At 63.1% G+C, this 21,015-nt stretch carries 16 protein-coding genes; 10 read left to right on the top strand and 6 right to left on the bottom strand.

All coding sequences use genetic code 11. The features are described 5' to 3' along the window. Positions 1-105: 105 nt before the first annotated feature. The 4 genes from gltB to ACYVHT_RS06975 all read left to right on the top strand — a co-directional run bounded on the left by gltB (position 106) and on the right by ACYVHT_RS06975 (position 8,614). Positions 106-4,647: a glutamate synthase large subunit gene (gene gltB / locus ACYVHT_RS06960; RefSeq protein WP_460549378.1), complete on the top strand. Its 4,542-nt coding sequence runs from the start codon at positions 106-108 to the stop codon at positions 4,645-4,647. Positions 4,648-4,824: 177 nt separating this feature from the next. Continuing rightward, positions 4,825-6,294, top strand: a complete 1,470-nt coding sequence (locus ACYVHT_RS06965; RefSeq protein WP_460549380.1) for a glutamate synthase subunit beta — start codon at positions 4,825-4,827, stop codon at positions 6,292-6,294. Between the two features lie 545 nt (positions 6,295-6,839). Further along, entirely contained in the window at positions 6,840-7,367 is a 528-nt protein-coding gene (gene purE, locus ACYVHT_RS06970) for a 5-(carboxyamino)imidazole ribonucleotide mutase (RefSeq protein WP_460549382.1), read from the top strand. 23 nt (positions 7,368-7,390) lie between these two features. Further along, the gene (locus tag ACYVHT_RS06975) at positions 7,391-8,614 is read left to right on the top strand and encodes a 5-(carboxyamino)imidazole ribonucleotide synthase (protein WP_460549384.1); all 1,224 of its coding nucleotides are present in this window, start codon (positions 7,391-7,393) and stop codon (positions 8,612-8,614) included. 308 nt (positions 8,615-8,922) lie between these two features. Here the strand turns inward: ACYVHT_RS06975 and ACYVHT_RS06980 are convergent, their stop codons facing one another. The 6 genes from ACYVHT_RS06980 to ACYVHT_RS07005 all read right to left on the bottom strand — a co-directional run bounded on the left by ACYVHT_RS06980 (position 8,923) and on the right by ACYVHT_RS07005 (position 15,708). Next, positions 8,923-9,465: a hypothetical protein gene (locus ACYVHT_RS06980; RefSeq protein WP_460549386.1), complete on the bottom strand. Its 543-nt coding sequence runs from the start codon at positions 9,463-9,465 to the stop codon at positions 8,923-8,925. A 185-nt stretch (positions 9,466-9,650) separates the two neighbouring features. After that, positions 9,651-11,207 carry a SulP family inorganic anion transporter gene (locus tag ACYVHT_RS06985; protein ID WP_460549387.1) on the bottom strand — a complete coding sequence of 519 codons (1,557 nt, stop codon included), beginning with the start codon at positions 11,205-11,207 and terminating at the stop codon, positions 9,651-9,653. Positions 11,208-11,430: 223 nt separating this feature from the next. Then, complete coding sequence (locus tag ACYVHT_RS06990) at positions 11,431-12,435, bottom strand: SMP-30/gluconolactonase/LRE family protein (protein WP_460549390.1); 1,005 nt, start codon at positions 12,433-12,435, stop codon at positions 11,431-11,433. Between the two features lie 117 nt (positions 12,436-12,552). Beyond that, positions 12,553-13,725, bottom strand: a complete 1,173-nt coding sequence (locus ACYVHT_RS06995) for an FAD-dependent oxidoreductase (protein ID WP_460549392.1) — start codon at positions 13,723-13,725, stop codon at positions 12,553-12,555. A 32-nt stretch (positions 13,726-13,757) separates the two neighbouring features. Then, positions 13,758-14,516 (bottom strand): DUF6597 domain-containing transcriptional factor, encoded by a 759-nt coding sequence (locus ACYVHT_RS07000; protein WP_460549394.1) that lies wholly within the window; start codon positions 14,514-14,516, stop codon positions 13,758-13,760. Positions 14,517-14,550: 34 nt separating this feature from the next. Then, entirely contained in the window at positions 14,551-15,708 is a 1,158-nt protein-coding gene (locus ACYVHT_RS07005) for a geranylgeranyl reductase family protein (protein ID WP_460549397.1), read from the bottom strand. A gap of 91 nt (positions 15,709-15,799) precedes the next feature. Here ACYVHT_RS07005 and ACYVHT_RS07010 point away from each other — a divergent pair, with 91 nt between their 5' ends. From ACYVHT_RS07010 to ACYVHT_RS07035, 6 genes are all read left to right on the top strand, one after another. Then, positions 15,800-16,027 carry a hypothetical protein gene (locus tag ACYVHT_RS07010; RefSeq protein ID WP_460549399.1) on the top strand — a complete coding sequence of 76 codons (228 nt, stop codon included), beginning with the start codon at positions 15,800-15,802 and terminating at the stop codon, positions 16,025-16,027. A 96-nt stretch (positions 16,028-16,123) separates the two neighbouring features. Further along, complete coding sequence (locus ACYVHT_RS07015; protein WP_460549401.1) at positions 16,124-16,840, top strand: GAF domain-containing protein; 717 nt, start codon at positions 16,124-16,126, stop codon at positions 16,838-16,840. An 84-nt stretch (positions 16,841-16,924) separates the two neighbouring features. Next, positions 16,925-17,635, top strand: a complete 711-nt coding sequence (locus ACYVHT_RS07020; RefSeq protein WP_460549403.1) for a GAF domain-containing protein — start codon at positions 16,925-16,927, stop codon at positions 17,633-17,635. A 47-nt stretch (positions 17,636-17,682) separates the two neighbouring features. Beyond that, complete coding sequence (locus tag ACYVHT_RS07025) at positions 17,683-18,849, top strand: 1-deoxy-D-xylulose-5-phosphate reductoisomerase (RefSeq protein WP_460549405.1); 1,167 nt, start codon at positions 17,683-17,685, stop codon at positions 18,847-18,849. 148 nt (positions 18,850-18,997) lie between these two features. Continuing rightward, a complete protein-coding gene (gene rseP, locus ACYVHT_RS07030) occupies positions 18,998-20,338 on the top strand; it encodes a M50 family metallopeptidase (RefSeq protein WP_460549407.1) in 1,341 nt (446 codons plus the stop codon). A gap of 164 nt (positions 20,339-20,502) precedes the next feature. Next, positions 20,503-21,006, top strand: coding sequence for a DUF6702 family protein (locus tag ACYVHT_RS07035; protein WP_460549409.1), 504 nt, complete (start codon positions 20,503-20,505; stop codon positions 21,004-21,006). Positions 21,007-21,015: the final 9 nt, after the last annotated feature.

Below are 21,015 nucleotides of genomic sequence, written 5' to 3' on the forward strand. Positions count from 1 at the left end.
TTTTGCCCGCCAGCGGCAGGACGTTTCTTGTAAACGACTGCGTGCCGTTGGCTGATTTTACGCCGGCCCCTGCTAATGTTTCCGCCAAACCGCGGCCCCTCCCCTATGACTTTCAACGCCCCGATACCATCCACCGACGCTCCGCAGGGCCTGTACCGCCCCGAATTTGAGCACGATGCCTGCGGGACCGGTTTCATCACCTACCTCAACGGCCGCAAAACGCACCAGACCATCACCGACGCGCTGACCATGCTCGAAAACATGGAGCACCGCGGCGCCTGCGGCTGCGATTCCGACTCCGGCGACGGAGCCGGCCTGCTCATCCAGATTCCGCACTGGTTTCTGCTGGAAGAGTGCGTGGCCCTGAACATCCGCCTGCCCGAGCCGGGCAGCTACGGCGTGGGCTTTGCCTATTTGCCGAAGGATGAAAAGCTGCGCGAAGCCTGCCGCGAGGTCATCAACGGGGCGGCGGCGCGGCTGGGGTTCCCGCTGCTGGGCTACCGGCCCGTGCCGGTGAACCCGACCGGCATCGGCCCCACGGCGCTGGCAGCCGAGCCGGTGATGGAGCAGGTGTTTTTTGGCCGGCCGGCGGGCATTACCAATCCCGATGATTTCGAGCGCAAGCTGTACGTGTTGCGCCGCCTGATTTTTAAGACGGTGCGCGAGACGGTGACGGCCGCGATGGACGTGTTCTACTTCGCCTCGCTCTCGTGCAAAACCATTGTCTACAAGGGCCAGCTCACCACCTACCAGGTGCGCGGTTACTTCCCCGACCTCAGCGACGAGCGAGTGACCTCGGCGTTTGGGCTGGTGCATTCGCGGTTTTCGACCAACACATTTCCGAGCTGGAAGCTGGCCCAGCCGTTCCGGTTTCTGGCGCACAATGGGGAGATTAATACGCTGCGGGGCAACCTGAACTGGTTCTACGCGGGGCTGCGCAGCTACGTGTCGCCGTACTTCTCGGCGGAGGAGATGGACATGCTGCTGCCGGTGGTCGATGCCGGGCAGTCGGACTCGGCCTGCCTCGATAACGTGGTGGAAATCCTGCTGCACTCGGGCCGCCCGCTGCCGCACGTAATGATGATGCTGGTGCCCGAAGCCTGGGACGGCAACACCCAGATGGACCCGCTCAAAAAGGCCTTCTACGAGTTCCACGCCACGTTTATGGAGCCCTGGGACGGCCCGGCCGCCCTGCTCTTCACCGACGGCAAGCTCATCGGGGCCATGCTTGACCGCAACGGCCTGCGCCCCCTGCGCTACCTCGAAACCACCGACGGCCGCGTGCTGGTGGCCTCCGAGGCCGGTGTGCTGGGCATCGACCCCGCCACCGTGGTGCAGAAAGGCCGCCTGCAGCCCGGCAAAATGCTGCTGGTGGACACCGTGGCCGGCCGCATCATCACCGACGAGGAATTGAAGGCCCAGGCCGCCGGCCGCCAGCCCTACGGCGCCTGGCTGAACGAGTACCAGATTCGGCTGGAAGAATTGCCCGAGCCGCGCCAGGTATTCACGGAGTTGGCCGCCGATTCGGTGTTCAAGTACCACCAGGTGTTCGGCTACACCCGCGAGGACATCGACGTGCTCATCACGCCCATGGCGCTGGAGGGCAAGGAACCCATCGGCTCGATGGGCGTGGACGTGCCGCTGGCCGTGCTTTCCGACCAGCCGCAGCACCTGAGCAGCTACTTCAAGCAATTTTTCGCGCAGGTCACCAACCCGCCCATCGACCCCATCCGGGAGCGGCTGGTGATGAGCCTGGCAACCTTCCTGGGCAACAACGGCAACATTCTGGACGAGGACAAGCACCACTGCCATTGCGTGGCGCTGCGCCAGCCCATCCTGAGCAACCTGGAGTTGGAAAAGCTGCGCAGCATTGATACGGGCTTGTTCAACGCCAAGACTTTGCTGACTTACTTCAAGGCCGACGAGCAGCCCGGCGCGCTGGAACGCGGCCTCGCCCGCCTCTGCCGCTACGCCGAGGATGCGGTGAACGACGGCTACGAAGTCCTGATTTTGTCGGACCGCGGCGTGGATTCGCTGCACGCGCCCATTCCGTCGCTGCTGGCCGTTTCGGCGGTGCATCACCACCTTATCAAGCTCGGCTGTCGGGGCACGGTGGGCCTGGTGGTGGAGGCCGGCGATGTGTGGGAAGTGCACCATTTTGCCTGTTTGCTGTCGTTTGGGGCCACGGCCATCAACCCGTATCTGGCGCTGGCCACCATCCGGACCATGCACGAGGCGGACCAGTTCAACACCAATCTGGACCATGAACAGCTGAATTATAACTACATCAAAGCCGTGTGCGACGGCCTGCTGAAGATTTTCTCGAAGATGGGAATTTCGACGCTGCAGAGTTACCACGGCGCGCAGGTGTTCGAGATTCTGGGCATCAATCAAGCCGTGGTGGATGCTTATTTCTGTGGCGCCGTGACGCGCATCGGCGGGCTGGGGCTGGATGAAATTGCCCGCGAAACGCTCTACAAGCACTTTCAAGGCTTCAAATCGACCACGCCCGAGGAGCAGACCCTGCTGCCCGACGGCGGCCTCTACCACTGGCGGCGGCGCGGCGAGGCGCACATGTTCAACCCCGAAACCGTGCACCTGCTGCAGCTGGCCACGCGGACGAACAACTACGCCACCTACCAGCGCTACGCCAAGCTCATCAACGAGCAGCCGGAGCGCATGTTCACCCTGCGCGGCCTGCTGGATTTCGCGCATCATCGCGACCCGATTTCCCTGGACGAAGTGGAGCCGGCCGAGGGCATTATGCGGCGGTTTGCGACCGGGGCCATGTCGTTTGGCTCGATTTCGCACGAGGCGCACAGCACCCTGGCCATTGCCATGAACCGCATCGGCGGCAAAAGCAACACCGGCGAGGGCGGCGAGGACCCATTGCGCTATGAAAAAATGGCCAACGGCGACTCCATGCGCTCGGCCATTAAGCAGGTGGCGTCGGCCCGCTTCGGCGTGACTGCGCACTACCTCACCAACGCCGACGAGCTGCAAATCAAGATGGCCCAGGGCGCCAAGCCCGGCGAGGGCGGGCAGCTCCCCGGCCACAAGGTGGACGAATGGATTGCCAAAGTGCGCCACGCCACCCCCGGCGTCGGCCTGATTTCGCCCCCGCCCCACCACGATATCTACTCCATCGAAGACCTGGCCCAGCTCATCTTCGACCTGAAAAACGCCAACCGCGCCGCCCGCATCAACGTGAAGCTGGTGAGCAAGGCGGGCGTGGGCACCATCGCGGCCGGCGTCGCCAAGGCCCACGCCGACGTCATCCTCATTGCCGGCTACGACGGCGGCACGGGCGCCTCGCCCATCAGCTCCATCAAGCACGCCGGCCTGCCCTGGGAGCTGGGCCTCGCCGAAGCCCACCAAACCCTGGTGCGCAACCAGCTCCGCAGCCGCGTGGTGCTCCAAGCCGACGGCCAGCTGAAAACCGGCCGCGACCTGGCCGTAGCCGCGCTTTTGGGGGCCGAAGAATGGGGCGTCGCCACCGCCGCGCTGGTAGCCGGCGGCTGCGTAATGATGCGCAAATGCCACCTCAACACCTGCCCTGTGGGCGTAGCGACGCAGGACCCCGAGCTGCGCAAGCTTTTCACCGGCCAGCCCGAGCACGTTGTGAACCTGTTCCGCTTCCTGGCCGAGGAACTGCGCGAAATCATGGCCGAGCTGGGTTTCCGCACGATAAATGAGATGGTGGGGCGCCCCGAATTCCTGAAAGTGCGCGAGGGCATCACCCATTGGAAAGCCCGCCAGCTCGACCTGACCGACATGCTGCACCCCGCCGTGAACATCTCCGGCGGCACGCTCTACCACAGCGAGGCGCAGGACCACGGCATCCGCGGCATCCTGGACTGGCAGCTGCTCGACCACGCCCAGCCGGCCCTGAATGAGCAGACGCCCGTTTTTGCCGAGTTCGAAGTGCAGAACATTGACCGCACCATCGGCACGCTGCTCTCCAACGAGATTGCCAAGCGCTATCACGCCGCCGGCCTGCCGGCTAATACCATCAACTTCCGATTCCGCGGCTCGGCGGGCCAGAGCTTCGGCGCATTCAGCGTGAAGGGGTTGTCCTTCGCCCTCGAAGGCGAGGCCAACGACTACGTGGGCAAGGGTCTGAGCGGGGCGCAGCTGGCCATTTTCCCCTCCCCCGCCGCCCACTTCGTGCCCGAGCAGAACATCATCATCGGCAACGTGGCGCTGTACGGGGCCACCTCCGGCGCGCTGTTCGTGCGCGGCCAGGCCGGCGAGCGGTTCGCTGTGCGCAACTCCGGCGCCACGGCGGTGGTCGAAGGCGTGGGCGACCACGGCTGCGAATACATGACGGGAGGACGAGCCCTCATCCTGGGCCAGACGGGCCGCAACTTCGCTGCCGGCATGAGCGGCGGCATCGCCTGGGTCTACGACCCCAACGGCACGTTCCCCCAAAACTGCAACCCCGAAATGGTCGAACTCGACCCGCTCGACGCCGACGACGAGGACCAGATTCAGGAGCTGCTACGAAAGCACGTGGAGCTGACCGGCAGCCAGGTAGCGGCTTTTCTGCTGGGCAACTGGCAGGAGGAAGCCGGGAAGTTCGTGAAGGTGTTTCCGAGCGAGTATAAGAAGGCGCTGCAAAAGGCCCGGTACGCGGAGGTGGGGTGACGCGGCTGGCGCGCGTCTCCGACGCGTGCCGACTGGTTTCGAGCCTCTGGCTCGCTGCCCACAAAGCCGCCAGAACAACCTTCAACATTGTCGTTCAATGCCCGAGCCAGAGGCTCGAAACCAGTCGGCACGCGTCGGAGACGCGCGCCAGCTGCCAGCCAAATAAATATCAATCCAATGCCCAACCCCACCGGTTTCAAAGAATTCGCCCGCGAGCTGCCGCCCAAGGCCGCGCCGCAGGAGCGCGTGGCCCACAACCGCGAATTCGTCGGCACTTATTCTGAAGGGCAGCTCACCCAGCAGGCGGCCCGCTGCATGGATTGCGGCATTCCGTTCTGCCACTCGGGCTGCCCACTGGGCAACATCATCCCCGAATTCAACGACGCTGTGCGCGAGGAAAAATGGGAAGACGCCTACCAGATTCTCAGCGCCACCAACAACTTCCCGGAGTTCACCGGCCGCATCTGCCCCGCACCGTGCGAGGCGGCGTGCGTGCTCAGCATCCACAGCAGCCCGGTGGCCATTGAGGAAATTGAGAAGCACATTATTGAAATTGCCTTCGCCAAAGGCTACGTGCAGCCCACGGCGCCGGTCCTGAAATCGGGTAAAACGGTGGCCGTGGTGGGCTCGGGCCCGGCGGGACTGGCGGCGGCGGCGCAACTGGCCAAGGCCGGCCACACTGTCACGGTATTCGAGCGAGACGACCGGCCCGGCGGCCTGCTTCGCTACGGCATCCCCGATTTCAAGCTCGATAAGTGGGTCATCGACCGCCGCATCGACTTGCTGAAAGAAGACGGCATCAGCTTCCGCTGCAACACCGAAATCGGCCGCGATGTGTCCTTTGCCCAGCTCACCCGCGACTTCCACGCCGTGGTGCTGGCCGGCGGGGCCAGCGTGCCGCGCGACCTTGCTATTCCCGGCCGCGAGCTGCCGGGCATCCACTTCGCCATGGACTACCTCACCCAGCACAACCGCCGGGTGAGCGAAATGGGCATCGAGGACGATGAAATCTGGGTAGAAGGCGAGGACGTGGTGGTTATCGGCAGTGGCGACACGGGCTCCGACTGCGTGGGCACGGCCAACCGCCAGCGGGCGCGGTCCGTCACGCAGTTTGCCCTCATGCACCAGCCCGGCGCCGAGCGTCCCGCCCACACGCCCTGGCCGCTGGAGCCGCACATTTTCCGCAGCAGCACCTCGCACGAAGAAGGCTGCCAGCGCTACTGGGGAATCAACACCAAAGCGTTTCTGGCCGATGAGGCCGGCCGGCTCCGGGCCCTGCGCGTGAGCGACGTGACCTGGGAAACCGACGTTATGGGCCGCCGCATCCGCTTCGAGGAGGTGCCCGATTCCGACCGCGAAATCCCCTGCCAGCGCGTGCTGCTGGCCCTGGGCTTCACCGGCCCCCGCGTGGAGGGCCTGCTGAACGAGCTGGAAATCGACCTCGACCCGCGCGGCAACGTGCTGGCCGACGACAAAACCTTCGTCACGAACCAGCCCAACGTCTTCGTGGCCGGCGACATGCGCCGCGGCCAGTCGCTGGTCGTCTGGGCCATCTCGGAAGGCCGCGAGGCCGCCCGGCAAGTCGATTTGCTGCTGACCGGCAAGACCGCGCTACCGAGCAAGAATGCGGTGGGGATGTTCGCGTAAATGCCTACAAAACCGGTATCAGAGCGGCTTTGGAGGAAGCGTACCTGGCCCCTGCCGCTTTACTGGCCTTCACGACTTCAATTACGCTATTATCTCCTTTTAATAGCAGATTATGAAGCTGTTTAGAAAAACAAAATCGTTGTCATCCTGAGCGCAGCGAAGGACCTTACCATGTCAGAATAGGCGTTGTTCTGACGTGATAAGGTCCTTCGCTGCGCTCAGGATGACAGACGTGTAAGCAAATCAGACTTTCTAAACAGCTTCTACACCTCCGCAGCTCGCTTATTCGGCCCTACACCACTTTTCCAGCGCAGGGGATTCAACTGGGTCGAGGCTTTTTTCGGCATTCGCAGCAAATTTTAGAATGCCGCCTGAGCGGCAATAGTAAATTTGTGGCCAGGGAAGCGGATTTCCGTTTCCCTGATGGGACAATGCTCAGCCCAGCAGCTGACTGCATGAATGCGGAACAAAACCCAGGTTCATGCTGCTAAAACCCCGTTTTTCGACCACCCAGGGCTGCTCCGCCCTTTACGACAAGGCTCCCCATGACGCCCCCTTCCACATCCGACGCCCCCGGCGCCGCGCCCGATAAGCCACTAATTGGCGTTGTCATGGGCTCCAGCAGCGACTGGGACACCATGCAGCATGCCGTGCAGATTCTCACGGACTTTGGCGTGGCCCACGAAGCGCGTGTCGTATCGGCCCACCGCATGCCCGACGACTTGTTTGCCTACGCGGAGCAAGCCGGCCCACGCGGCTTGCAGGCCATCATTGCCGGCGCGGGCGGGGCCGCCCACCTGCCGGGCATGCTGGCCGCCAAAACCACGGTGCCCGTGCTGGGGGTGCCGGTGGCTAGTCGCCATTTGCAAGGGGTAGACTCGCTGCACAGCATTGTGCAGATGCCCAAAGGCATACCAGTAGCCACGTTTGCGATTGGCACCGCCGGGGCAGCCAATGCCGCGCTTTTTGCAGTCAGCCTGCTGGCCCTGCACAACCCGGACTTGGCCACCAAGCTGCAGGCGTTTCGCGCCCAACAAACCGAAGCCGCTCGCGCCATGACGCTGCCCATATGAGCACCGCCAGTCACGTTGCACCCATGGCACCCATTTTTCCGGGCAGTGTAGATGCCGCTGGCCAGCGGGCCACGCTGGGCGTGATGGGCGGCGGCCAGCTAGGCCGGATGTTTGTGCACGCCGCCCAACGCTTGGGTTACTTCACCGCCGTGCTGGAGCCCGACGCGCAAAGCCCCGCCGGGCTGGTGAGCCACCACCACATCCAGACCAGCTACGACGACCCGACCGGACTGGCAAAGCTGGCGGCCCTGTGCCAGGCCATCACCACCGAGTTTGAAAACGTGCCGGCCCAGGCCCTGCAAACACTGGCGCAGACTCGCCCCGTGGCGCCGGGCGCGGCGGTGGTGGGCATTGCCCAAGACCGAATCGAGGAAAAAGCGCATTTCACCGCCTGTGCAGAAGTCTCGGGGGTGTCCTGCGCGCCCTATGCGGTGCTGGAAACGCCGGCCCAGTTGCAGGCCGTACTGGACGACCGGGCGGATTTGCTGCCCGGCATTCTGAAAACCGCGCGCATGGGCTACGACGGCAAGGGCCAGGTCCGCGTTAAGACCACTGCGGAGTTGGTCGCCGCCTGGGCGGAGCTCGGCGGCGTGGCCTGCGTGCTGGAAAAGATGCTGCCGCTAACTGCCGAGTGCTCGGTGCTGGTGGCACGCGGCTGGAACGGGCAGGTGGTCAGCTTCGCCCCGCAGCGCAACGTGCACGTCGGGGGTATTTTGGCCGTGACCCACGCCTACGAAGGCAACATGCCCTTAGCCCTGGCCGATAGGGCCCGCGACGCGGCCATTGCCATCGCGCACCATCTCGGCTATGTAGGGGTGCTGTGCGTCGAGTTTTTTGTGGTGGACGACGGCAGCGACCACGGCGGCCTGGTAGTCAACGAGATGGCCCCGCGCCCGCACAACAGCGGCCACTATACCATCGACGCTTGTGACGCGTCGCAATTTGACCTACAGGTGCATGCCATGGCGAGCTTGCCCTTGCCGCAGCCCCGCCAGCATTCGCCGGCCATCATGCTCAACCTGCTGGGCGACGTGTGGTTCGACGCCGACGGCCAGCTGCGGGAGCCGGCCTGGTACTCTGTGTTGAGTTTGCCGGGCGTGCACTTGCACCTGTATGGTAAGCTGGACGCACGCGCCGGCCGCAAGATGGGCCACCTGACCATTACCGGCTCAGATGTCGCTAGTGTCAGAGCCGTAGCACGTCGCGCGGCTGAGCTATTAGCCTTGCCGGGTCTGGACGACATCTAGGGGCTATTTTCAAACCAGTTCAAGCATTTGAAAGGAGGAAATAAAGACCCTAACAGCTATTCACTGCGCTAAGCGTGGAGAATCGGGCTGTCAAATAGATGCTGCGAAACAAATAATCAGCCCAACGTCTTCGTGGTTGGCGACATGCGCCGCGGCCAGTCGCTGGTTATCTGAGCCATCTCGGAAGGCCGCGAAGCCGCCCGGCAAGTGGATTTGCTGCTGACCGGCAAGACCGCGCTGCCGAGCAAGAATGTGGTGGGGATGTTTGCGTAGAGTTTTTGAGGCTATTGAAAATGGGCTGCCATCTCCTATGTTTTTTGATTGTCTAAATATTCGCAAATCAGCTTTGCACTAGCTGATATAGCTTCATTATGATTATCTATGAGTGAATTGAATAAGCTTCTATCTCTCATTAATTTGTGCTGAACCTGTTTCTCCCAAGCCGATAATTCGTTTGGGTAAGTAATATATTCCTTACTCATACATAAAGCGAAACCCGTAAAAATATCTAGTATCTCTATTTTTAAATTTCCACTAAGTGTGACTAGGCCTGTTTTTAATATCTCGTAAGAAGGCAACGCCGCGTCAGCCATATTAACACCTTGGTGACATATGGAGCACCATAATTGATGGGCTGCCAATAAGGCCACGCTTTCATCAGTGCAGAAAATATTCTTCAGGTAAATAGGAACCGAATACTCTGCATTGCCATAAGCAGTGCCGAACTCTGCCCAATTAACCTTGGCTATCATCTCTAGAACCTCAGCTGGCGTTTCGCTTTGACAAAGCTTGGGCACCATCACGCTAGATTCCTTCTTTTCTGGGAGGATATCAGGTTCTTTCTTTTTCAAAAAATCAAATAGCCCCATAACACGGCGGTTTTATTGCTTGTAAAAGAATAGACCATACCTCGATTTAATTCTCTTGAACAGGCACGAGTTGCGCCACTAAGCTAAGCCTATGGCATCGTTCTGTTGCGAGGTGCAGACCCGCCCAGATAGCCGGCACGAATTACGCTGCGCTAAACTCGCGCCAGTTATTCATTAACCCAACCCGCCCGCTCCGCCCCCACCACGGTGTACAGCGGGTCTTCCTCCACGTTCACATCAATAAGCGCCCCAGCGTTGCTGAGCAGCTGGCGGCAATCGGGGCTGAGGTGGCGCAGGTGCAGGGTTTTGCCGGCGCGGTGGTAGCGCTCGGTCAGCTTGTGGAGGGCGTCGATGGCGGACATGTCGGCCACGCGGCTTTCGCGGAAGTCGATGATGACTTCGGCCGGGTCGGTGGCCACGTCGAACTTCTCGCCAAAGGCCTGCACCGAACCGAAGAAGAGCGGGCCGTAGATTTCGTAGTGCTTGGCGCCGGCCGCGTCGAGGTGGTGGCGGGCACGGATGCGCTTGGCATTTTCCCAAGCAAAGGCCAGCGCCGACACGATGACGCCCAGCAGCACGGCCAGCGCCAGGTTTTGCGAAATGGCCGTGACGAACGTCACGAGCAGCATCACCCCCACGTCGGTGCGGGGCATGCGGCGCAGGATACGCAAGCTGGCCCACTCAAACGTGCCGATGACCACCATAAACATCACGCCCACCAGCGCGGCCAGCGGCAGCCGCTCAATCACCGGCGCGCCCACCACCACGAACAAGGCCAGCGCCACCGCCGCCACCACGCCCGACAGCCGCCCGCGCCCCCTGGATTCGAGGTTGACCATCGTCTGGCCAATCATGGCGCAGCCGCCCATGCCGCCCGTCAGGCCGGAAGCAATGTTGGCCAGGCCCTGGGCCACGCAGTCCTGGTTGCCGTGGCCGCGGGTATCGGTCATTTCATCCACCACGGTGAGGGTGAGCAGGCTTTCGGTGAGGCCCACCAGCGCCATGATGAAGGCGTAGGGCAGCACCAGCGCCAGCGTGGCCCAGCTCAGCGGCACCTGCGGCAGGTGCAGCGTGGGCAGCCCGCCCGCGATGGAGGCAATATCGCCCACCGCCTTGGTTTGGAGCCCGCCGAAAATCACCAGTGCCGACGTGACGACAATGGCCACCAGCGAAGCCGGCACCGCCTTCGTGAGGCGCGGCAGCAGGTACACAATGGCCATGGTGAGGGCCACCAGCCCCGCCATCAGCAGCAGCGCATTGCCGGTGAGCCAGTGCTCGGCCCCGGCCGCGTCGCGCACCTTGAACTGCTCCAGCTGCGCCATGAAAATGATGACGGCCAGGCCATTCACGAAGCCGTACACCACCGGCTGCGGCACCAGCCGGATGAACTTGCCCAGCTTGAGCAAGCCAATGGCCACCTGAATCAGCCCCATCAGCGCCACAGCCAGGAACAGGTATTCGGGCCCGTGCTGCTCGACCAAGGCAACGATAACCACCGCTACCGAGCCGGCCGCGCCCGAAATCATGCCCGGCCGGCCGCCGAATACACTCGTGATAAGGCAGATAACAAACGCCGACCCAATGCCCACCAGCGGACTGATGTGGGCCAGCAGCGCGAAGGCCACCACCTCGGGCACCAGGGCCAGCGCGGTGGTGAGGCCGGCAAGAATTTCGTTTTTAGGGTCGCGCTTGTACTGCGCTAAATAAGAAGAAACGGCAAACATAAATCACTGAGAAAAAGGCAAAAGAAAAGCCGCACGCTCCCGGCGGGGAAGCGGCGGCGCGAAGGTTTCGGGCCTGTTCTCAGGGTGGAGTGAGTTGGAAGCGAATGAAGGGGAAGGAGGATAACACGTCCCGCAAAGGTACGGACGGCATGGCGACGCAGCCGGAAAACCTCCCCCCCCGGCCTCTCTCTTTTGGAGAGGGGCCGAAGGGGAGGTCCGGCACTCAGAACGTCACCTTCACAATCCGGAACCGCGGGGCCGTGGCACCGAGCGGGTACAGCACGTAGGCATCGGCGCCGCGCCGGGTGATGGTGGTGGCGCTGGTGGTGCCCGTAGCGAAGCTACCGGTGCTTATGGTGCTGGCCCAGGCATCGGCGGTGGTCATGCGGAACACGGTGCTCTGGCTGCCGGACACCACGAGCAGGGTGTTATTGTCAGCAAGGAGCAGGCCGTCGGCGCCTACCAGGCTTTGGGTTTTACTCACCGTGGTGAAGCCGGCCGGGTTGCTGATGGGCACTTTATACAGGGTGCCGTCGCTGGTTTTGGCCGTGAGCAGGTAGCCATCGGGATGGTACACGATGCCATTCAGCCCGAAGCCGGTGCCGCCGCTGAGCTGCGCATTTTCCAGAAAAACCGTGGCATTGCCCTGCAAATCAACTTTGTAGATGATGGGCGACATGCTGTCGGTAATGTAGGCGTTGCCGGCCGCGTCCACGGCAATGTCGTTGGCGAAGTGCATGCCCGCGGGGCGCAGGCCACCCAAATCAACGAAATTGCTCAGCGCGCCGGTGCCGGCGTTGAAGATGGCCAGGGCCGCCAGCTTGCGGTAGGTGGCCTGGTTCTGCACGCCGGGGTTGAAGTTGTTGTCGGACACGGCGGCCAGCAGGCGCGCGCGGGAGGCATCAAGGTTGAGGCCGATGGTGGAAATCAGCCGGGAATCCCGGCCGAACTCGGCGTAGGTGCTGTCGTCGCGCACGGTGCCCACGGTGCCTTTGGCGCGCGAGCTCACGTAAAAGCGCTTATTGGCCTCGTCCCACTGAATGCCTTCGGGGAAGATGCCGGCCTGCGGCACGCTGATGCGGCTGGGGTTGGCGGCGGCAGGAGCAGCGGGCTCATCGTCTTTGGAGCAGCCGGGCAGCAGGCCCAGGAGCCCAACGGATAGTGCAGTCAGCCGAAGAAGGCGCGGAAAGCGGGCTGGCATGGTTTGGGGCGAAAGGAAGAAGCGCATAAGAAGCAGGTTTAGAAATCATTGAACCAGCTGCTTGTACGTGTCGGCAAAAAGAAGTCGCTGAAAACAGGAATTAAAACCGCGTTAAAGTTGCGAAATCACTGCAGCGCGGCTCCGCTATCGGGCGGTTTCGCCGCCGCTAAACAGGCCCACCAAGTGCGCCAGCGCCCCCGGCGAATGCAGCGTTTCCGTCTGCTCCAGGGTTTCGGCGGCTACGGCCGAGGCGCGTTGGCGCATGTGCTTCTCGTAGTGCGCGATGGCGGCCTGCACATCCGGGAACTGGCCGCTGGTCAGGCAGTTGCTCAGCTCCAGCGCGTCGAGCATGGCCATGTTCACGCCCTCGCCGGCGTAGGGCGGCATGAGGTGGGCGGCGTCGCCGAGCAGGGTGAGGCTGGGCCGGGCGGGCCAGGTTTGGTCGAGGGGCATGCAGTATTGCGGGCGGGGCACGCAGTGCGTCGTCTCGCTGGCAAACAGCTCCTGCCAGCAGTCGTCCCAGCCCGCAAACTCCTGTCGGAACCAGGCCAGCACTTCGGCGGCGTTCGAGAAATCGATGCCGCTGTCGCGGGCCCAGGTTTCGGCGGTTTTGCAGCCGGTATAGAAAGCCAGACTTCCATCGCCCTTTGAGCTCACAATCAGGGTTTTCGAGTCATCCATGGCAAAGATTTTCCCGCCCTGCATCAGGGCTTGGAGGCGGGGCGCGTGTTGTGCCGAGTCGTACACGGTGCCCTCCACCACCGTCACGCCCGCGTAGAACGGCCGGATGGGCGTGAGCAGCGGGCGGACTTTGGAATTTGCCCCATCGGCCCCGATGAGGATATCGGCCCGGGCCGTGGTGCCGTTGTGAAATTCCAGCTGCCAGCCATCGGCCGCCGGCTGCACCGCCCGCAAGTGGCGGTCCCACACCACCGTGCCGGGCTGCAGAGAATCCAGCAGGAGTTCGCGTAGCGGGCCACGGTCGATTTCGGGCCGGAACGAGGCGTCCCCGAACGTATCGGCCTGGTCTTCTTCGTGCTGGTCGAGCACCACGGTGGCGTGCCGGTCGGTCAGGCGCAGCCGGTCGGCCCCGGGGCGGTAGCGGGCCCTGAACTCGTCGAGCAGGCCCGCCGCGCGCAGGGCGGCCAGGCCCGATTCGTGGTGCAGGTCGAGGGTGGCGCCCTGCACGCGCACCCGGCGGCTGAGGTCGCGCTCATACACCGCTACGGAGGCTCCGTTCTGCTGGAGCAGGCGGGCCAGCGTGAGGCCGCCGGGGCCACCGCCCACAATGGCTATCTGTTTGTTTTGAAGCAACATATTTGGCTGAATAAGTAAGATTCAGCGCAAAATTATTTCTTCGGCAAAGCGGATAATTGTATAAATCGGTCGTCCTGATTGCGGGCCAGCACTTTGGGCACCACGCCCGCGTATTTCCTGATTTCCCGAATGAAATGGGCCTGGTCGGTGAAGTTTTCTTCGGGGAAAAGCCGGCCGGCTTTGAGTTGGGGCAGCGCGGCCCGAAACCGCAGAATGGTGCCATACGCCTTCAGCGAAAGGCCAAACCGGCTGGTGAAATACCGGTTGATTTGCCGGCTGCTCCAGCCAGCCGCTGCGGCCAGTGCCGCTACCGTGAGGGCTCCATTGGCGGCGTAAAGCAGGTCGAAGAGCCTGCGCTTGCGGGCATCGACTTCACCGGGCAGCAGCGCCTCAATGCGCGCCGAGGCCTTGGCACAAAAGCCATCGAAATCGAGCAGGTCGGCGGCGCTCATCCCCAGAAAATCGGCGGCCAGCGGGCAGCCGCTTTCCCGCAGGCTGGCCACCCGCACCGGCAGCAGGTACTCCACGGCCAGCAGCTTCCAGCTGATGGCAAACACCGGCCGGCGCGGCGGCACCACCTGCGCGCTGGGCTGCGTGTCGAGCCCGCGCAGCGTCACCTGGTAGGGCTGGGTGGCGGAGTGGGAAAAGAATACATCAATGCGGCCATCGGGAATGAGCACCATGGGCTGCGCCGTTTCCGCGTGGTTGACCAGCATCCAGAAGCTTTCGACAAAAGCCGCCAGCGCGGCCGGCGGCGGCACTTCCCGGTATTCGATGTCGCTGAAAGCCATTGTCTGTCCGGAGTTTTTGATAAACAACTGTCTCCTACCCTATTGCCTTCTGCACCCAGGGCTTCAGGCCCGGCACGCGGGCCAGGCGCACGCCCGCATTCACCAGCCACGGCTTGTTGCTGAGAAAGCGCATCAGGCGGTAGCTTTTGGCCAGCTTGCGGCTGATTTTGTGGGCCACCTGCGCGTCGTATTGCCGCAGAAGCTCCGCGCTGAAATCCTGCTTTTCAAACGCTGCCACGGCCTGCGCGGCAGCGAGAATGCCGCTCTGCATGGCCGTGTCGATGCCGTGGCCCTGAATGGGGTCGATGAGCGAAGCGGCGTCGCCGCACAGCAGGAAGCGCCGGCCGCTCATGGGCACGGTGCGCCCGCCGCCCAGCGGCAGCCCAAAGCCCTGAATACTGCCCAGCTGCCGCGCCTCATCGAAGCGGCCGGCCAGCGCCGGATGCCGGGCCAGCAATTCGGGCAGCACCTGCTTCAAATCGACTTTGTGCCGGGCCACGGTTTCGGAGAGCATGCCCAGGCCCACGTTGTACAGGCCCGGGCCGACGGGAAAAATCCAGAGGTAGCCCTGCAGGTAGTCTTTGGTGAAAAAGTATTCGGTGAGGCCCGCCTCGGCTCCTTTGATGTTTTCGAAATAGGCCCGCACGCCGGCGCAGTGGTGGGCGCGGTCGAGCGGGGCGGGCAGCAGCTGCCGGCGCACCACGGAGTTGGCCCCGTCGCAGCCGATGACCAGCCGGCAGGTAATTTCTTCGCCCCCGGTAGTCGTCAGCCGGACGTGGCCCGCTTCGATTTGCAGGGCTTTGAGGCCGGTATTTTCCAGGATTTCGGTGGGCGAATGCTGGCGCACCAGGGCCAGCAGCGCGGCATCGAAGGTGGCGCGGGGGCTGTTGAAGCTGGGCAGCTTCCAGCGCATCCAGAGGCTGTCGCCGTTTGGGGCCACGAGGCGCGACTGGCGCACGGCATCGAGCGGCCGGAGCTGCCAGAGGCCGTCGGCAAAGGCGGGGTCGAGCTGGCGCAGGGCCTTGAGGGCGTGGCCGGGAATGGCATCGCCGCACACTTTGTCGCGCGGGAATTGCGCCTTGTCCAGCAGCGCCACGCGCAGGCCGCTGTGGCGCAGGGCCAGGGCGCAGGCCGTGCCGGCCGGGCCGGCCCCAACAATGGCCACATCGTAGGAAATAGCAGCAGCTGACATGGCCCAAAGGTAGCGGCCTCCGCACATAGCCAGCGGCAAACACGGCGCGCGCAGTTTCAAAATGGGAAGGCCATCCGCACGACGGGGTCCTGTGCTGCGCAGCAGCTTCTTTCCGGCCTTTCAGGCAGCAACCAATTGGACTGATTATGCTTATATTTTAGTGTGGCCGCCGCATGGCGGCTTCCATCCACGTCATTTCCTACCGCCGGGCCTGCTCGTTGGGAGTCGTTCGGAAAAAGCCACTTTTCCATCAGCAATAAAACAAGAGAAAATATTCCCTGTCCCCGAAAAAGTAACGATTGGTGCTCCTTTTTTTTAGCGAACTTTTCTTTTCCCATTCTGGGACGACGCCGGCCTGCGGCCGCGCTGTCCCCCCGACCAGATTTGTTTATCCGTCGCTTTAACCACCCTCGCCTTGACCTCCCTACCGCACCTCCTGATTCCGGCCAACGACCCGGCCCGCCTGCGCGCCCTCGAACGCTACCAGCTGCTGGATGCCCGCCGCGAGAAAATTCTTGACGACGTGGTGGCCGCCACGGCCCGCTTGTTTCGGGTGTCCAACGCCATGCTGTCCATTGTGGAGGAAAGCCAGGTGCTGGTGAAAGCCCCCCACAACCTGCCCGAAGGCGTTGATATTGAACGCATACCCCGCAACCAAAGCATTTGTTCGGCCACCATCCTGCAAAACGACGCGGTGGTGTTCGAGGACATTGAGAAAAACTGCGCGCCGGGTGTTGACATCTCGCTTATTCTGCAGCTGGGGCTGCATTTCTACGCCGGCCACAACCTGCGCACCGCCGATGGGCACAACATTGGCACCCTGTGCCTGTTCGATGGCCTGCCCCGCCAGTTCACTCCCGCCGAGCGGGAGCTGCTGGGCCAGCTGGCCGGCCTGGTAATGCATCTGCTGGAGCTGCGCCGCACGCTGGGGCCTCATTCGGGCCTTACGGCTATGCTGTGGGGTGCCATCTACAAGGCCATGAGCGAACAGCTGACGCAGCTGACGGCACTGGCCGAAAAGGCCGCCCCCACTGCGGTGCTGCGCCAGCTCTCCCCTGCCGGGGCCCGCGAGGCCAGCGCCATCGTGGCCAGCCTCGACCAGTTTGTGGCGGCTACTTTGCGGCGCGCCTAGGCCCGCAGGCAACTCTTCGGGCCCGCCGGGTGTACATACCGGAGCCCGCAGCCTGGCCTTACCGGCTGCCCCGCCCTTTTGATTTTGACTGAAATTCCTACTTCCCTGATTCCGGCCAACGATGCCGACCGCCTGCGCGCGCTCGAAGGCTACCAGCTGCTGGATGCCCGCAGCGAAAAAGTGCTGGATGAGGTGGTGGCCGCCACGGCCCGCCTGTTTGGCGTGTCCAACGCCATGCTGTCCATCATCGAAAAAGACGAGGTGCTGGTGAAAGCGCCCTACAACCTGCCCGTAGCCGTGGAGCGAGTGCCGCGCAATCAGAGCATCTGCTCGGCCACCATTCTGCAGGACGATACGGCCGTGTTTGAAAACCTCAGCGAGGCCAGCGCCCCCGGGGTCGATATCTCACTGCTGCAGCAGCTGGGCCTGAACTTCTACGCCGGCCACAACCTGCGCACCGCCGACGGCTTCAACCTGGGCTCGCTGTGCCTCTACAACGGCAGCTCCCGCTCGTTCGCTGCCGCCGAGCGCGCGCTGCTGGCCAGGCTGGCCGGCCTGGTGATGCAGCTGCTGGAGCTGCGCCGCACGCTGGGGGCGCACGCCGAAGCCACCGCCGTGCTCTGGGAGCCGGTGTACCGGGCCGTGGGGGCCCAGCTGGCCCGCCTCACCGCTTTGGTGGCGCGCACCGCGCCGGCGGGCGAGCCCGTGGAGCTGACGCCCGCCGTGGCGCAGGAGGCCGGCGCCATCGTGGCCGTCATCGACCAGTTTGTGGCCGCCGCCCTCAGGCGGGTGTAGCGGGCGGGGGCGGTGTACTTTTACGCCGTTTTTGTGTTTGTCGCTTTATGCTTGAAAAGAAAGAAGTAAAAACGCTGGCGCTGCTCGGAGCTACGGGCTCCATTGGCACGCAGGCGCTGGAGGTGGTGCGGCAGCAGCCCGGCCGTTTCGGCGTGGCGGTGCTGAGCGCCCAGCGGCAATGGGAGCTGCTGGCGCAGCAGGCCCGGGAATTCCGGCCCGCCGTGGTGGTTATCGGCGATGAAGCCTTTTATGAGCCCCTGAAGGCCGCCCTCGCCAGCCAGCCCGAAACCGAGGTAATGGCCGGCCCGGCCGCCCTGGCCGACGTGGTGACGCGGCCCGAAATCGACATGGTGCTCACCGCGCTGGTGGGCTATGCCGGGCTGCTGCCCACGGTGGCCGCCATCCGGGCGGGCAAGGACATTGCCCTGGCCAACAAGGAAACGCTGGTGGTGGCCGGCGAGCTGATTACCGGCCTGATTAAAAAGCACAGCGTGCGCCTGCTGCCCGTCGATTCGGAGCACTCGGCCATTTTCCAGTGCTTGGTGGGCGAGGAGCAGAACCCGGTGGAGAAGATTATTCTCACCGCTTCGGGCGGGCCGTTTCGGGGCCGCTCGGCCCGCGAGATGGAGGCCGTGACCAAGGCCCAGGCCCTGAAGCACCCCAACTGGGACATGGGCGCCAAAATCACCATCGACTCGGCCTCGCTCATGAACAAGGGCCTGGAGGTGATTGAGGCCAAGTGGCTGTTCGGATTGACCAATGAGCAGATTGATGTGGTGGTACACCCGCAAAGCATCGTGCACTCGCTGGTGCAGTTCGAGGACGGCTCGCTGAAGGCCCAGCTGGGCCTGCCCGACATGAAGCTGCCCATTCAGTATGCCCTCGGCTACCCGCAGCGCCTGGCCAATGCCTTCCCGCGCTTCTCGTTTCTCGACTACCCCACGCTTACCTTCGAAGCGCCCGACCGGGTGGCCTTTCCCAACCTGGAGCTGGCCTTTGGGGCCATGCGGCGGGGCGGCAACGCTCCCTGCGTGCTCAACGCGGCCAATGAGATTGCCGTGGCCGCATTTTTGCGGGAGCAGGTGGGCTTCCGCCAAATGTCGGACGTGGTGGCCGAGTGCCTGACGCGGGTATCGTACCTTGCAGAGCCATTGCTGGCCGACCTGGTGGCCACCGATGCCGAAACGCGCCGCGTGGCAGCAACGCTTTTCTAAAAATTATTGTCATCGCTTTTATTGTGGCGGTCATGCTGAGCGAAGCCGAAGCATCTCTGCTGCAGTAGTAAATAAATTTCTTGCGCGGTAGAGATGCTTCGACTTCGCTCAGCATGACCGCCTTTTACCCCCAACCTTAGTTCCTCCCTTGGATATTCTCACCATGATTGGCCAGCTGGTGCTGGCCCTCTCCATTCTGGTTGGCTTGCACGAATTTGGCCATTTTGCCTTCGCCAAGCTCTTTAAAATTCGGGTCGATAAGTTCTACATCTTCTTCGACTTCCTGTTTCCGATGCCCAGCGTGCTGAATTTCGCGCTGGTCAAGAAGAAAATCGGCGAGACGGAATACGGCATTGGCTGGTTTCCGCTGGGCGGCTACGTGCAGATTCACGGCATGATTGACGAGACGCAGGACGCCTCGGCCCTGGCCGGCCCGCCGCAGCCCGACGAGTTCCGGGGCAAGCCCGCCTGGCAGCGCCTGCTGGTGATGCTAGGCGGCATCATCATGAACGTCATTCTCGGCATCGTCATTTTTACGGTGATGACGGCCCACTACGGCGAAACCTACCTGCCGGCTTCGGCGGTGAAATACGGCGTGCTGCCCAATGGCTTGGCCCGTCAGGTGGGTTTCCAGGCCGGCGACAAGGTGGTGAAAATCAACGGCCGGCCCTTCACCGAGTTCGACGAAATCTACAAGCCCGAGGTATTGCTCGGCGACAATACTTACTTCACGGTGGAGCGCAACGGCCAGCTGGCCGACGTGAAGCTGCCCGCCAACTTCCTCGACCTTTCCAGCAAGCAAACCGAAGACAGCGTGCTGCTGCGCCCCCGCGAGCCCTTTGCCGTGGAGCGCGTGACGCCCGGCGGCAACGCCGCCAAAGCCGGCCTGCAGGTGGGCGATGTCATCAAGACCGTAGCCGGGCGGCCGGTGCAGTTCTTCGATGAGCTGCAGGGCGCCCTGCTGGCCAACAAGGGCAAAACCGTTGTCCTCGACGTGGAGCGCGCCGGCCAGCCCCTGCCCCTGAGCGTGGCCGTGGATTCGGATGGCCACATCGGTTTTGAGCGGAAATCGACGCTCACGTTTGGCACCCGCCACTACTCGCTGGCCGAGGCGCTGCCGGTGGGCACCAAAAAAGCCTTCTCCATTGTGTGGGTGCAGGCCCGCGCTTTCGGCAAAATCTTCACCGGCAAGGCCTCGGCCAAAAACCTGGGCGGCCCGGTCGAGATTGCGCAGCAGTTTGGCAGCACCTGGGACTGGCAGCACTTCTGGAGCCTGGCCGGCATTCTGAGCATGGTGCTGGCGTTTATGAACCTGCTGCCCGTGCCGGCGCTGGATGGCGGCCACGTCGTGTTTCTGCTCTACGAGATGATTATGCGCCGCAAGCCTTCGGATGCCTTCCTGGAAGGCGCGCAGCGCGTGGGCACGGTGCTCATTCTGGCCCTGATGGCCTACGTCATCGTCATCAAGCAGGTGATGAAGCTGTTTTAAGGCTGACCGTACTGCTGAGCCGGCAGAAAACGTCATGCTGAGCGGAGCCGAAGCATCTCGCTTGTGGTAGTAATTCAACCGATTGGTTTACTATGGCACGCGAGATGCTTCGGCTCCGCTCAGCATGACGTTCTGCTTTTTTCGCCTTTCATTTTTCAGCTCTTATGCGCCTGCTTGCTGCTTTTGCCACACTCCTGCTATTGCTGCCGCTAATTGGGGCCGGGCCGGCGCTGCACGCCTACCACTCCACCATCACGGAGCTGCGCTACAACGCGGCCAAAAAGCAGCTGGAATTATCGGTCAAGGTCTTCACCGATGACTTTGAGCGCGCCATCTCGCAGGGCCAGCCCAGGCCCGTGAGCCTGACCGAAGCCGGCCCGCGCCCGCTGGTGACGGCCGATGCCTATTTCCAGCGCACGCTGCAAATCAGCACCCTGGCCGGGGCCAGACTGCCCTTGCAGCTGCTGGGCATGCAGGCCGAAAACGACGGCTACTGGTTCTATTGCAAAGCGACGCTGCCCGGCCCGGTGCCCGGCATCAGGCTGCGCCAGGCCATGCTGCTCGATGCCTTTCCCGACCAGATGAACATCGTCAACATCGAGGCCAACGGCAAGAAGCAGAGCGCCCTGTTCCGCGCCGGCCACGAGCAGGAAGTGCTGAAGTGGTGAGGTAGCGCG

The organism is Hymenobacter daeguensis (assembly GCF_054780555.1).

What these genes read in the sequence shown, in the direction of transcription:
- gltB (WP_460549378.1), top strand. Translation starts at nt 106, where the DNA reads ATGACTTTCAACGCCCCGATACCATCCACCGACGCTCCGCAGGGCCTG.
- ACYVHT_RS06965 (WP_460549380.1), top strand. Translation starts at nt 4,825, where the DNA reads ATGCCCAACCCCACCGGTTTCAAAGAATTCGCCCGCGAGCTGCCGCCC.
- purE (WP_460549382.1), top strand. Translation starts at nt 6,840, where the DNA reads ATGACGCCCCCTTCCACATCCGACGCCCCCGGCGCCGCGCCCGATAAG.
- ACYVHT_RS06975 (WP_460549384.1), top strand. Translation starts at nt 7,391, where the DNA reads ATGGCACCCATTTTTCCGGGCAGTGTAGATGCCGCTGGCCAGCGGGCC.
- ACYVHT_RS06985 (WP_460549387.1), bottom strand. Translation starts at nt 11,207, where the DNA reads ATGTTTGCCGTTTCTTCTTATTTAGCGCAGTACAAGCGCGACCCTAAA.
- ACYVHT_RS06990 (WP_460549390.1), bottom strand. Translation starts at nt 12,435, where the DNA reads ATGCGCTTCTTCCTTTCGCCCCAAACCATGCCAGCCCGCTTTCCGCGC.
- ACYVHT_RS06995 (WP_460549392.1), bottom strand. Translation starts at nt 13,725, where the DNA reads ATGTTGCTTCAAAACAAACAGATAGCCATTGTGGGCGGTGGCCCCGGC.
- ACYVHT_RS07000 (WP_460549394.1), bottom strand. Translation starts at nt 14,516, where the DNA reads ATGGCTTTCAGCGACATCGAATACCGGGAAGTGCCGCCGCCGGCCGCG.
- ACYVHT_RS07005 (WP_460549397.1), bottom strand. Translation starts at nt 15,708, where the DNA reads ATGTCAGCTGCTGCTATTTCCTACGATGTGGCCATTGTTGGGGCCGGC.
- ACYVHT_RS07025 (WP_460549405.1), top strand. Translation starts at nt 17,683, where the DNA reads ATGCTTGAAAAGAAAGAAGTAAAAACGCTGGCGCTGCTCGGAGCTACG.
- ACYVHT_RS07035 (WP_460549409.1), top strand. Translation starts at nt 20,503, where the DNA reads ATGCGCCTGCTTGCTGCTTTTGCCACACTCCTGCTATTGCTGCCGCTA.